This window comes from Gordonia malaquae NBRC 108250, from assembly GCF_000344135.1.
Classification (GTDB): domain Bacteria; phylum Actinomycetota; class Actinomycetes; order Mycobacteriales; family Mycobacteriaceae; genus Gordonia; species Gordonia malaquae.
On sequence record NZ_BAOP01000002.1, the window covers coordinates 132821 to 147330 of the forward strand.

The following is a 14510-nucleotide window of genomic DNA, read 5'->3' on the forward strand; positions in this document are numbered from 1 at the left end:
GTTACTCCTGGCCGGGGTCTAGGAGACCGAGCGGAGCGCGGGACGTCCGACGGTGGGCTCGGGGACTTCGCGTCCGAGCCATCCCACGATCTCGGTGAGGGCACGCGCCTGCTCGGCAGGCTCGAGGGCGACGAGTCCGGGCAGCGCGGTGCAGAGAGCGGCCGTCAGGGCGCTCTCGAGGGACATGCCCTGGGTGCCGACGACACGCCGGTAGTCATTCAGGGAAACGGTCAGCGCATCGAAGGTCACCGAGTCGCCTGCGTGACGCACAGCAACCATCCAGCCTGCGGTCTCGGCACGATCGGCGAGGTGCACGCAGAGGTCGGCAATCCACTGGTCGCGGCCACTCTGTGCGATCGTGCTCATCGCTCGGTCCTCCGTTGATTCGGTTAGTCCTTGCTAACCGTTCTGGCTGGTAGAACGTTGTTTCGCCCTCCTACGAAAGCGTAACTTAACTCGTCAGTAGGAGCTAGGTCGTTTCTGTGCCCGATTCGCCCACCATTCGTGCCATCACCGTTGTCAGATTCCAGTGGACCACGTGACCAGCGGAAATGTTGCAGTTAGCTAGCGTGTCGCCGGTTCATTATTGAAGTGAGATGTCCATCACACATTGAAAGATGAGGTAACACTCAGCTTGACTTGTCGCTATTCATGGCGTCGATCAAGCTCTGCGGGCGCAGGTCCGTCCAATTGGTCTCGACGTACTCGAGGCACGCCGCACGCGAATCCTCGCCGAACACCTTGGTCCATCCTGCGGGGATGTCCGCGAAGGTGGGCCACAGCGAATGCTGGTTCTCGGCATTCACCAGAACGTAGAAACGGCCGTCTTCGTCGTCGAACGGGTTGGTCATTGCCAGTCCTTCCTCCTGCGCTGATGCGCGTCACTAGGTCGTCCGTCGGATCGACCGTCACTGCTTTCTAGTAAATCACTGTCCGACCCGCGGGCCGTTGGTTGTCAGGTCACTCGAGCGCCCTATCGATCACCGGGCCGATCACGGCGAGCGACTCAGCGTCCGTCATCCCGAGATGGTGGGTCTGAACGTAGTGAGCGTCGACGCCTTCGACGTGCGGCGCCCAGGCTCCGGCGACGCTCTCCGGATCGGCCTTGTCGGCTGTCGCAACGAACACCTGGACCCGCCCGGCGAACGGCTCGGGACGGAGTGTGACCGCGAGGTCCGGCGCCGAGGCGAAGCTGTCCATGATGGCCTCGACCTGCCCTTCCCCGAACAGACCCATGCCCGCGATCTGCGAACGGATCAACTCGGTCAGGTCCTCCGTGCTCTCCGCGGTGACATCGTCGTCGAGATCGAACAGAGTGCGCCACCCGCCGAGAACGTCCATCACCTCGTCGGTCGCCATCTCGTCCGCATCAGCGCCGGTCCGCTCGGCTCGTGCCTGAACCGCAGCCGCGATCGACTCCGGATCGTCCGGCTGAGCGTCCATCACACCGAGGTAGCCGACGCTCTCGCCCTCACGCTCGAGCCTGTTGGCCATCGCGAACGCGATGACACCTCCGATGGACCAACCGAGGATGTTGTACGGACCCTCGGGCTGCACAGCACGAATCTCGTCGACGTAGCGGTCCGCGAGCTCCGCGATGTCAGTGAACGAGTCCTCCCCCGCCACGACGTGAGGATCCTGCAGGCCGTACACCGGCCGGTCTGGCAGATATGGCAGCAGACCTCCGTAGAACCACGCCAGACCCCCGGCGGGATGGACGCAGAACAGCGGAGCCCTCGAACCGTCGCTGCGCAGCGCGATCACGACGTCGTTCGCCTCCGCTCCGCCCTCCTGCAGGCGACGAGCCAGTTCACGTGGCGTCGGATCGCTGAACAGCCAGGCCAGTTCCACGACCAGCCCGTTGCGCTCACTCAACCGCGACCGGACGCGGGTGGCCGACAACGAGTTTCCGCCGACGTCGAAGAACGACGCCGTCGCACTGACGCGCTCCACGCCCAGGAGGTCCGCGAACACCTCTGCGATCGCGGTCTCGACCGGATTCGCCGGGGCCACGTAGTCGACCGACGTCACCGCGTCGGACGCATTCGGAACCGGCAGCGCACCACGGTCGAGCTTTCCGTTGGCGGTCAGCGGCAAGTCGTCGACGGCCACGATCGCGTCCGGCACCATGTACGCGGGGACGGCACGGCCCACTGCAGCCCTGATCGCGGCGGCGTCGACCACCACGTCGGTCACGACGTACCCGATCAGCTGCTCGCCGCGCCCGGGCATGTCCACCACCGACGCCGCAGCTCCGGTCACGCCGTCGGCTGCCGCCATCGCGGTTTCGATCTCGCCGTACTCGATCCGGTAGCCGCGCAACTGCACCTGTGCGTCACCGCGCCCGAGATAGGCGATGTCGTCGCCCACCCGACGAGCGAGATCGCCGGTCCGATACATCCGTGACCCGGCAGGGCCGAACGGGTTGGCCACGAACCGCTCCGACGACAGGCCCGGACGATTCAGGTAGCCCTGGGCCAACTGACCTCCGGTCACGTACATCTCGCCGACCACACCGTCGGGCACCGGTCGGAGATGGGAGTCGAGAACGCACAGCCCCAACGATGAGAGCGGCCTGCCGACGAAGCTCGCGTCGTCCGCTCGCACAGTCGCCGGGTCGAGCTCACGGAACGTCACATGCACCGTCGTCTCAGTGATTCCGTACATGTTCACCAGCACCGGCCCCTCGACTCCGCTCGGGGAACGAGTAGCGACGCTCGGGGAACCGGCGGGGAAGTCGTCGAACCAGCGACGCACGTACTCGAAGTTCAGCTCCTCGCCGCCGAACACCAGGTATCGCAACGACAGATCGACGTCGCCGACATCACGACGCGCCTGAGCGAACTGGTAGAACGCCGACGGGGTCAACGACAGCACCGTGACCGACTCGTCCGCACAGAACCGCACGAAGGCTCCGGGATCACGTGCGAGCAGTCGATCGACGACCACCAGCCGGCCGCCCGTCAGCAGCGGCCCCCACAGCTCCCAGACCGAGAAGTCGAACGCGTACGAATGGAACATGGTCCACACGTCCGTCGACTCGAACACGAAGTCGTCCGCGGCCGCATCCATCAGTGTCACGACGTCGCGGTGCGTCACCTCTACGCCCTTGGGACGGCCGGTGGACCCCGACGTGTAGATCACGTAGGCACGTGCGTCCGGCTGGATCGTCGGTGGATCGACGTCTGCGCCGGTCCCCCGTTCGACGAGGTCGTCGACGGTGACGACGGCCACCTGCGGCGGCAGCGACGACCAGAGACCGAGTCCGGCGGTGGAGGCGTCGACGATCACCGCCGACGGCATCGCGTCTTCGACGATGAACCGCAGCCGATCCTCCGGATTCGACGTGTCCAACGGGAGGTAGCCCGCGCCGACCTTGAGGACACCGAGGATCGACGAGGCGAGATCGACGCTGCGGTCGGTGGCGACAGCCACCAGGTCGCCCGGGAGGACCCCGGTGTGCTGCAGCGATGCGGCGATCGCCGACGACCGAGCATTCAACTCCGTGTAGTCCAATGCCCGGGCGCCGTCCGAGACCGCACTGTTCGAACCGTGCTCGGCGACGGTGTCCGCGAAGAGGCCCACCAGACTGCGCCCGGCGTTCACGGTGTCCACGTTCGGCGCAGGCAGGTCGGCCGGGCCGTCGCCGAGCACAAGCGCCGACACCGGAGTCGACGGCGCGGTCGCTCCGGCGTCGAGGGCGGTGACGAACATGTCCGCGAATCGTGCGACGGTCGAAGCGTCGAACAACTCTGTCGCATAGATGAGCGAGCCGGTCCAGTCGCCCGAGCCTGCCGCGAGCTCAACAGCGAGGTCGAACTGGGCGGGCTTCTCCGGAGCGTCGACGGGTCGGACCGTCAAGTCTCCGAGCTCGACCGGGCCGCTGTCACCGCTGTCGCCGAACGACAGAATCACCTGGGCCAGCGGCGAGAACGCCTCCGACCGTGTCGGATTCACCGCCTCGACGATCGCCTCGAAGGGCACTGTCGCGTGAGCGAACGCGTCGACGTCGGCAGCCCGTGCACGCGTCAGAAGGCCGTCGAACGAGTCGTCGGGATCCATCGTCGTCCGCAGGACGAGCGTGTTCACGAACATGCCGACGAGAGGATCGATCTCACGCCGGCCTCGGCCCGCGGTGGGTGTCGCGATGGCGACGTCGCACTCTCCGGACAACCTCGCGAGCACCGCGGCCAGCGCGGTGTGAATGACCATGAACGGAGTGACTGACCGCTGGGCTGCGAAGGCGGCCACCCGCGCGGCGACGTCGGCGGGAACGCGCAGCGGGACCGTCGCGCCTCGATGAGACGCGACCTCGGGGCGAGGACGATCGGTCGGGAGACGCAGCACATCGGGCAGGCCCGCGAGCCGATCGGTCCAGTACGCCAGTTCCCCGCCGAGAACCGAACGCGGATCGTCCGGGCTTCCCAGCACACGGTGTTGCCACAGTGCGAAGTCGGCGTACTGCACGTCGAGCGGGACGAACACCGGGGCACGATTCTCTGACCGGGCCGCGTACGCCGAGATCAGGTCGGCGACGAGCGGCCGCACCGATTCGCCGTCGGCGGCGATGTGGTGTGCGACGAGCGCGAGCACGTGCTCGTCGTCTCCGGTGGTGAGGAGACGTCCACGGATCGGGAGACCTCGCGCGAGGTCGAACCCTGCGGTGACGACGCGCTCCACCTCGGAGGTGTCGGTGACGACCCTCCAGTCGAGCATCTCCTTCGCGGTCGCGATGTCGTGCACCTGCTGGAACGGCACCCCGTCGTCGGACGGGAACGAAGTCCGCAGCACTTCGTGTCGGCCGATCACGTCGAGCAGCGCAGCGTGCAGCGCCTCCGCATCGAGCGGCCCCGACAGCGAGACCACGGCGGGCACGTTGTACGTCGCGGCATCCGGCTGAAGCTGGTTGATGAACCACATGCGCTGCTGCGCGAACGAGACCGGAATCCGCTCGGGTCGCGGATGGACGGCGGTGATCGCCTCGAGTGCGGCTCGGTTGCCCGATACCTCTGCCACCAGGTCGCGAACGCTCGGAGAGCCGAACACGTCGCGCACCGACACGTCGACGCCGAGAGCCTCCGACACCCGAGCGACCAGACGGGTCGCCGACAGCGAGTTGCCGCCGAGGTCGAAGAACGACGCGGTGACGCTCACCAGGTCGGTCCCGAGGACGTCGGCGAACACCGCGGCCACCGTCTCCTCGTCCGGTGTTGTCGGCGCGACGTGCTCGGCGTCGGCGAACTCGGGTGCGGGGAGCGCACGACGGTCGAGCTTGCCGACGTTGTTGATCGGGATCTCGTCGATCACCATGATGCTCGCAGGCACCATGAACGCGGGCAGTCGATGACGTGCCGCCGTGCGCAGGTCGTCGACCGTCAGGTCGCCGCCCACAACATACGCGGCCAGTGCGTTCGCGGGCTCCCCGATACCCACGACCACCGCGGACACCACACCGGGCTGCTCACGCAGCACGGTCTCGATCTCCCCCAGCTCGATGCGCTGGCCCGCGATCTTCACCTGGAAGTCTGCGCGACCGGCGAACTCGAGTTCGGCGGCGTCGTTGATCCGCACGAGGTCGCCTGTCGCGTACATGCGGCCGCCGTCGCCTGCGAACGGATCGGCGACGAAGCGCTCGGCGGTCAGTCCGTGTCGGCGCAGGTAACCCCGGCCGAGGCCGGCGGGCGCCGAGAGATAGAGCTCGCCGACGAACCCGTGCGGCACCGGCTGCAGGCGCGAGTCGAGGACGTACCCGGTGAACCCGCGCACGGAGGTGCCGATGTTCACCGGCTTGCCCGGCCGCAGGGTCGCCGTCGACGAGATGACGGTCGCCTCGGACGGCCCGTAGAAGTTGAACATGTTCTTGCCCGCCGACGTCCATTCGTCGGAGAGTTCCTGCGGGCAGGCCTCGCCGCACACGATGAGGTTGCGGAGGTCGACGGCGTTCCCGACGTCCAAGGTGGCGAGCACCGACGGAGTCAACACGAGATCGGTGATCCGGTGTTCCCGCAGAATCGTGTCGAGTGCCGGGCCCGCGTAGTCGGACGCGGGTGAGACGACCATCGTGTGTCCGGCGCCGAGGGCCCAGATCATCTCGAAGAACGAGGCGTCGAAACTCGGCGACGACAGATGCAGGATCCGCGTGTGCTCGTGGTCGGTGCGTGTCCCGGTGATCTGGGCGAGCCGGTCGGCGAGAGTCGCCAGGCCTCGGTTGATGTTCGAGGCGGCCTTCGGTCGGCCCGTCGTGCCCGATGTGAAGATCAGGTACGCGAGATCGTCGAGGTGGACGATTCCGTTGCGTTCGGCGTCGGTCACGTCGTCCTCGCCGACACCGGACGCGGCGAGGTCGTCGACGAGCAGCCACCGCGTGTCGAATCCCGACAACCGGTCGACGTGGCCGGGGACCGTGATGCCGATCGGTGATCGGGTGTCGTCGAGCATGCCTGCGATGCGCTCGTCCGGGTGCGTCGGGTCGATCGCGACGAACGCCGCGCCGGTCTTGACCGCACCCCACACCGCGGTCACCGATTCGACGGACCTGTCGATGACAACGGCGACGACGTCGCCCGCGCCGACCCCCTCGGCGATGAGACGGCGCGCGACCCGGTTGGTGCGCGCCTCGAACTCGGCGTAGGAGATCACCTCGTCGCCCGCGATGATCGCAGGATGTGCCGGGTCCAGGTCGCGGGCGGCGAGCATGTCGACGAACCGAGCCGGGCTCACCGCGTCCGCCGGCGGGGGCAGCACGGCGCCCGCCAGCGACTCGTGCGCGACGAGCGGGATGTCGCCCACGCGGCGCTCGGGGTCGGCTGCGATCACCGTCAGGATCTGTCCGAGCGCGTCCGCGAACACCTGCGCCTGGCCGTCGCTGAACGCGGCAGGCATGTACTTGAGGGTCAGCAGGATGCCGTCGGCGGTCGGCGCCGCCCCCAGGTTCAGCGGGTAGTGCGTCGCGTCGGTGACCTCCGCGCCGCGGATCGTCAGGCCTGCGCCCATCGACTCGGTGTCGGCGTTCTCCAGGCTGTCGGTGTCGACGGGATACGACTCGTACACCGTCAACGTGTCGAACAGCGTCGGCAGCCCGGTGAGCGCGGTCAGCTCGGGCAGGCCGATGTGCTGGTGATCGAGGACCTTGACCTTGTCCGCTTGCAGCGCGGCGAGGACGTCGACGGCCTGAGCGTTCGGGTCGACGTCGACGACGGCGGGCAGCGTGTTGATGAACAGGCCGACCATCGACTCGACACCGTCGAGATCCGCGGGGCGGCCCGACACCGTCTCGCCGAACGTCACGACCCGGTTGCCCGTGTACCGCGAGACCAGCAGCGCCCACGCGAACTGCAGGACGGTCGACACCGTCGCACCGCTGCGGCGTGACAGTCCTTCGATCGCCTCGGTGAGGTCGGCGCCCAGCGGTACCCGCAGGTCCCGCGGCATCGTGTCGGCGGTTGCCTCCACCTGTGCGGCGACGAGGGTCGGTTCGGCGATCGGTGCGAGCACGTCGCGCCACGCGTCGAGGCCGGCTTCGTGGTCGGCCCTGCCGACCCGCCGAGCGTAATCGGCGAAGTCGTTGCCGGACGAGCCGGCGAGACCGGTGTACGCCGCGCCCGTCGCGTAGAGCGCGAGCAGATCCGCCATCACCAGCGGGCCGGACCAGCCGTCGAACAGGATGTGATGGTTGGTGATGACCACACTCGCGCCGTCCGGGTGGCCGACGAGCACCACCCGAAGCAGTGGTGCGACCGACATGTCGAACGGCACGAGCTTCTCGGCGGCGGCGATGTGCGCGGTCTGCGCCGAGTCGTCGACCTCGACCACTCGCCACGGGACGTCGACGCGTTCGGGAACCACCGCCACGACCGCTCCGCTCGACGTCTGGACGAACGCCGACCGCAACGACCGGTGGTGCGCCAGCAGATCGTTCGTCGCGCGGTGCAACCGATCGGTGTCCACGTCGCCGTCGAGATGCAGCACCGCCTGCGTCACGTACACGTCGACGGCGTCCGCCCCTGCCAGCTGCGACTGGAAGTAGAGTCCGCGCTGCAGCGGCGTGAGCGGCCAGATGTCACATCCGGGGTGTGCCGCGCTGATGGTGTCGAGGTCTGTCTGGGTGACACCGCTGCCGGGGACATCGGACGGAGAGAGCCCGACGTCGGTGCGGGAGGCCGCCACGATCTCGGCGAGCGTGCGCGTCCAGTTCTCGGTGATCTGCCTGACGTCGTCGCCGGACAGGATCGTCGAGCTGTACCGGAAGTCCGCCGACAGGGTGGGCCCGTCCGGGCCTGCGACGGTCGAGGCGTTGATGACCAGGGGCGCCATCGCTTCCAGCCCGCTGTCGATGACCGACGGGAGGAACGGCGCATCGGGGGCGGGCAGGAAGCCGACGTCCTGCGCCGACTCGGCGGGCTCGGGTCCGTCGACGACCGTTCCCGATCCGCCGAGGTAGTTGAACGCGATCGACGGGAGCGGCCGTGTCGACAGTTCAGTGGACGCTCGGTAGCGCAGCAGTCCGTACCCCACGCCGTGTCCCGGCTGGGCGAGTCGCTCCTCCTTGACCGCCTTCACCGCGTGCACCGGATCCAGTGCCGGGTCGACGAGGATCGGTGCGATCGTGGTGAACCATCCAACGGTGCGCGACAGGTCGGCCCGGGTCGGTTTCTCGGCGTCGGCGAGCACGTCCTCATACCGGCCGTGGCCCTCGGACAGGATCGCGACGGGACCGTCGTCGGCGATGCCGACGGCGGACTGCCAGTCGCGGACCGCCGTCGCGAGCGCCGCCAGCAGCACGTCGGTCGTCGCGCCGCCGAAGGCGTCGGGGACCTCGGAGACCAGCGGTGCGGCGATGGCGGGCTCCACCCGGTGCACCAATGATTCGGTGGCCGAGTAGGCGCCCTTCTCGACGCCGCGGCCCGCTCCGCGAGCGGAGTCGAGCGGGTTCGCCGTGTGCGGGGCGCGTGCCAGCCAGTAATCGAGTTCGCCGGCGCGGTCTGCGGCGTGTGCATCGAGGGCCGTCGCCCATGCACGAGCCGACGACACCTCGGAGCGGAGACTGACGGGCTGTGATGTGGAGTGGTGCGCCCATGCGGTGACGAGGTCCTCGATGAGGATCGGCCAGGACACGGCGTCGACGGCGAGGTGATGGACGGTGAGGACGACTCGGTCGCCGACGATGCTCGCCCGGACCATCGCCCCGGCGGACGGGTCGAGACGTGACGCGTCGGCTGCGTGCGCGGCCACGATGTCGTCGGCGGTGGACATCGCGGACGCGGGGTCGAACGGGCCTCCCGAGGTGAGGGTCCAGTGCCCGTCGACTCCGCGTTCGAGGACAGCCGACAGCATGGGGTGTGCGTCGACGACCGCGCCGAGCACTGCCGCAAGGCGGTCGACGGTGAGGCCGTCTGGCGCGGTCAGGACCATCGCCTGATTGAAGTCGTTCAAGTCTGTCGGTGTCGGTGACGCGTCGATCAGCCACGACACGATGGGCGGCAGCGGCATCGAGCCGGTCGGGGCGCCGCCCGGCTCGTCGATCATGGGGAGTCGGATCGCGCCTGCGGCTGCGGCACGTGCCATCCCGCGAACAGTCTTGTGTTCGAAGATCTCACGGGGCGTCAGCTCGATGCCTGCCGCTCGGGCTGCGGACGCGAGCTGGATCGACATGATCGAGTCGCCGCCCATGCCGAAGAACGAGTCGGTGACGCCGACGCGGTCCCGTCCGAGCAGGCCCGAGACGATCGCCGCCAGCGCCTCTTCGGCAGCGGAGGCGGGGGCGACGATGTCGTTGTCGCCGCCGAGGACTCCGTCGAGTTCGTCGGGGGCGCGCAGTGACAGCGCGCGACGGTCGAGCTTTCCGCCCGGGGTCAGAGGCAGTTCGTCGAGGACGACGGCCACGTGCGGAACCATGTGAGCGGCGAGCCGGTGTCCGGCCTCGGCGAGCACCGCGCCGGTGTCGATCGTCTGGCCTGCGGCCGGAACGAGGTAGGCGACGAGCCTGCTGCGGCCGGAGACGTCCTTCGCGCCGATGACGACTGTCGAGTCGACCGACGGAAGCGACTGCAGGACCGCTTCGATCTCGCCGAGTTCAACACGTTGACCGTTGATCTTGACCTGGTGGTCGGCGCGGCCCGCGAACTCGACCTCTCCCCGGCTGTTCACGCGTACGAGGTCGCCGGTGGCGTACATCCGCGCGCCCGGGGTGCTCGAGAACGGGTCGGCGACGAATGCGCCCGACGTCTGACCCGGTCGTCCGAGGTAGCCGCGAGCGAGAGAGTCGTCGGATGCGAGGTACAGCTCCCCGACCACTCCGCGGGGCACCTGATGCAGGCGGTTGTCGAGGACGTACGCGGCGAACCCGCGGACCGGATGTCCGATGGTGACCGGCTGCCCCGGAACCGAGACACCGGTCAACGACCAGACCGTGGCCTCGGACGGGCCGTAGAAGTTGTACATGGTGCGGGTCGCGCCGGTCGGTGTGGTGCGGGTCGCGCCGGTCGGTGTGGTCCAGCGGTTGATGAGTTCGGGCGGGCACGCCTCACCGCCGGTCACCAGGTTGCGGATGGTTCGACCGCGCGCCGGGTCGACGGTGGCGAGGACTGTGGGAGTGATGAGGGTGTCTGTGACGGCGTCGCGGTCGAGGACGCGGCCGAGGGCGTCGCCGGCGTACTCGGAGGCGGGAGCGATCACCAGGGTGTGGCCGAGTCCGATCGACCACATCATCTCGAGTACCGATGCGTCGAAGCTGGGTGATGCGACGTGGAGGACACGTGTGTCGGGCGCGTCGGCGGGAGTCCCGCTGACCTCGCGGAACTGGTCGATGAAGTTCGCCATACCCCGGTGGCTCACGCCGACGGCTTTGGGTCGGCCCGTGGATCCGGACGTGTAGACGAGATAGGCGAGATTGTCGACGGAGACGGCCGTGACGGGAAGCGTCGCGGTCGCACTCGACGAGCCGGTTGCGAGGGAGTCGACGTCGATCCACTCGCAGTCGCCTTCCCCGAGGCGGGGGCGGGTAGCGGCGTCGGTGAGGCCGAGGCGCACACCGGAGTCGGAGACCATGTAGTCGATGCGATCCTGGGGGTACGCCGGGTCGATCGGCACATACGCGGCACCGGATTTGATGACGCCGAACACGGCGACGACGGAGGCGATCGAGCGTTCGAGGCCGACCGCGACAACGTCGTCGGGACGCACTCCCCGACCGATCAGGGTGCGCGCGACGGCGTCTGTGCGTTGATCGAACTCGCCGTACGAGACGGTCTGGCCGTCGCAGATCAGCGCCGGGTGGCTCGGATCGACATGACGTGCGGCGAGGAGGTCGGGAAGCGGTGCCGGCACGCTGGCGCCACCGTCGATCGCCGGAGTGGTGCCGCCGACGGAATTGCGCGACTTCACCACGCGAGGTGTTCCGACGAGGTCGATGTCGCCGGTCGCGATCGCCGCGTCGGTGATCATCGCCGCGATCACCTGTACCCAGGCGTCGGCGATCAGCGCGACGGTCGCTTCGTCGAAGAGCGTGGTGGCGTACAGGAAGTCGGCCCGCATCGGACGTTCCGCGGTCGCCTCGGACACCGCCACGGTGAGGTCGAACTTCGCGAACGCCTCTGCGGTGCTCAATGGGGACGCGGTCAGTCCGGGGAGTTCGATGGGGCCGAGATCGGCCCGATTGTTCGCGGCCGTGTGGGTGAACGCGATCTGCACGAGCGGCTGGTGCGAGGTGGACCGTTCCGGCGCCAGATCGTCGATGAGGTCGTCGAACTGGACGTCGGCGTTGGCGAAGGCGTCGAGGTCGACGCTGCGCACCTCGTCGAGGAAGTCGGCGACGGTCTGTGCGGAGTCGACTGGGGTGCGCAGGACGAGGGTGTTGACGAACATGCCGACGAGGTCGTCGAGGGCGGCGTCGGTGCGGCCGGCGATGGGTGAACCGATCACGACGTCCGTCGTGGAGGCGAGTCGGGCGACGGTGATGGCCAACGCTGCGTGCGTGACCATGAATCCGGTGGCGCCGTGCGCACGTGCGAGTCGGTCGACGCCTGCTGCGAGCGCCTCGTCGACGTCGACGCTCAGGACGGCGCCCGCCGTGTCGAGCACGGCCGGGCGGGAGCGGTCCATCGGGAGATCGGTGACGGCGGGCAGGTCGACGAGCTGTTCGCGCCAGTATGCCGTCTGCCTCCCCAACGGGGAGGTGACGTCGTCGGAGCTGCCGAGCACGTCGCGCTGCCAGAGCGCGAAGTCGGCGTACTGCACGTCCAACGGCGGCTGGGGCTCCGCAGCGGCACCGGTTCGCCGCAGGTAGGCCGCCAGGAGGTCACGGACGAACACCGGCGTCGACTCGCCGTCGAACGCGATGTGGTGCGCCGTGATCACCAAGTCGGCGCCGGTCTCGGTTTGCCGGAAGGCGCCGCGGATCGGGAGGTCGGCACTGACGTCGAAACCGCGTGACGCCGATTCGACGAGCCCGTCGAGGTCTGCGGACTCCGCCCACACGAATGCGGCGCGCGCCTGATCTGCGCCGAGCACCTGTTGGAACGGTCCATCGGTGTCGGACGGGTAGATCGTGCGCAACACCTCGTGGCGCTCCAGCACGTCGCCGAGTGCGTCACCGAGAGCGGGGAGATCGATCTCTCCGCTCAGTGCGAGTCCCATCGGGATGTTGTAGGCGGCGGAGTCGGTGTCGAACTGGTTGATGAACCACATGCGCTGCTGCGCCGTCGACAGCGGTAGCCGTTGTGGGCGTTCGCGGGAGGTCAGTGCCTCCACGCTGCGCCCGCGACCGGAGAGCGCCGCTGCCAGCTCGCGGACGCTCGGTGCGTCGAAGACGTCGCGGACGGTCACATCGACGTCCAGAGCGGCTGCTATCCGTGCTGCGAGTCGAGTGGCGGCGAGCGAGTTTCCGCCGAGGTCGAAGAACGATTCGGCTGCGCTGACTCGATCCGCGCCGAGCACCGCCGCGTACACGAGGGCGATCTGTGTCTCGACACCCTCGGCCGGTTCGACGTGTTCAGCGGCGACCAGCTCGGGTGCGGGCAGCTTCCGGCGGTTGACCTTGCCCGCGCTGCCCAGTGGCATCTCGTCGAGGGTCATCCAGACGGTGGGACGCATGTACTCGGGCAGTCGCGCGGCGACGACGGCCTTGACCGCGTCGACGTCGACGGTTCGCGGAGCGAGGTACGCGACGAGTTGGTCGCCCGCGGGCAGTTTCGCGACAGACGCTGCGGCGTGCACCACCCCGGGCGCGGACGACACGACGGCCTCGATCTCGCCGAGTTCGAGTCGCTGGCCGCGAAGTTTCACCTGGAAGTCGGTGCGGCCGAGGTATTCGATCCGTCCCGCGGAGTTCCAGCGGACCAGATCGCCGGTTCGGTACAGGCGGTCGCCCGGCTCGCCGAACGGGTCGGCGACGAACCGTTCGGCGGTGAGGTCGGGTCGTGCCGCGTAACCACGTGCGAGCTGCACTCCGCCGAGGTACAGCTCACCGGGGACACCGCGCGGCACCAGCTGGAGCCGCGGGTCGAGGACGAATGTGCTGGTGTGCGGAACGGGAACGCCGATGGGGACGGTCGGGTCGTCGACGGTGACCTGCTGTGCGGTCACGTCGACGGCGGCCTCGGTCGGCCCGTACAGGTTGTGCAGTTCGAGCTGCGGGAGGGCCGTCAGCACGGCCCTGGAGACGGCTGTGGTGAGGGCTTCTCCCGAGGTGAACAGGACCCGAAGAGACGTGAGGTCGGTCAGCCTCTCGCCGAGCACATCGGCGAATGCCGAGAGCATCGACGGCACGAAGTGAATCGCGGTGACACTCTTCGACTCGATCACGTCCGCGATGTACGAGGGATCGCCGTGGCGGTCGGGTTCGGCTACCACCAGTGTCGCGCCGACGGTGAACGGCAGGAACAGCTCCCACACCGACACGTCGAACGTGACCGGTGTCTTCTGCAGGAACACGTCGGTCGCGTCGAGGGAGTACCAGTCGCGCATCCATTCGAGGCGGTTGACGATCGCGCGATGCGAGACCGTCACGCCCTTGGGACGTCCCGTCGATCCCGAGGTGAACAGGGTGTACGCGGCGTGATCACCACGCAGAGGGCTGATGCGGTCGGCGTCGGTGACCGGTGCGGCGGTCGCCGAGTCGAGGTCGACGGCCGTGTCGGCATCCACCTCGACGAGTTGCACCGCCCCGAGGCCCGCGGGGAGCACGGCGCCCGCTTTGACCAGGGCGATCTTCGCCGCAGATGTGGACAGCAGGTACTCCACGCGGTCAGCCGGCGCGTCGGTGTCGACCGGCATGTAGTGGCCGCCTGCCGCGGTGACCGCGTGGATGGCGACGAGGAGTTCCACTGAACGAGGCATCACGACGGCGACGGCCACGTCGGGCCCGACGCCCTCGGTGATCAGCTGACGGGCGAGCACGCTGACACGTCCGGCGAACTCGCGTTGCGACAGTCGCCGATCGCCGAAGACCAACGCCGTCCGGTTCGACGACGTTGCTGCGAGCCCTACCACGTTCGGCACCTGCTCTGTCTCCT

3 protein-coding genes are annotated in these 14510 nt (G+C 68.5%); all 3 read right to left on the bottom strand.

All coding sequences use genetic code 11. The features are described 5' to 3' along the window. Nucleotides 1-18: 18 nt before the first annotated feature. The 3 genes from GM1_RS01440 to GM1_RS01450 all read right to left on the bottom strand — a co-directional run bounded on the left by GM1_RS01440 (nt 19) and on the right by GM1_RS01450 (nt 14496). Nucleotides 19-366 (bottom strand): hypothetical protein, encoded by a 348-nt coding sequence (locus tag GM1_RS01440; RefSeq protein ID WP_008375989.1) that lies wholly within the window; start codon nt 364-366, stop codon nt 19-21. A 263-nt stretch (nt 367-629) separates the two neighbouring features. Continuing rightward, on the bottom strand, nt 630-851 hold the full coding sequence (locus GM1_RS01445) for an MbtH family protein (RefSeq protein WP_008375990.1): 222 nt from the start codon (nt 849-851) through the stop codon (nt 630-632). A 109-nt stretch (nt 852-960) separates the two neighbouring features. After that, on the bottom strand, nt 961-14496 hold the full coding sequence (locus GM1_RS01450) for a non-ribosomal peptide synthetase (protein WP_008375991.1): 13536 nt from the start codon (nt 14494-14496) through the stop codon (nt 961-963). Nucleotides 14497-14510 lie beyond the last annotated feature (14 nt).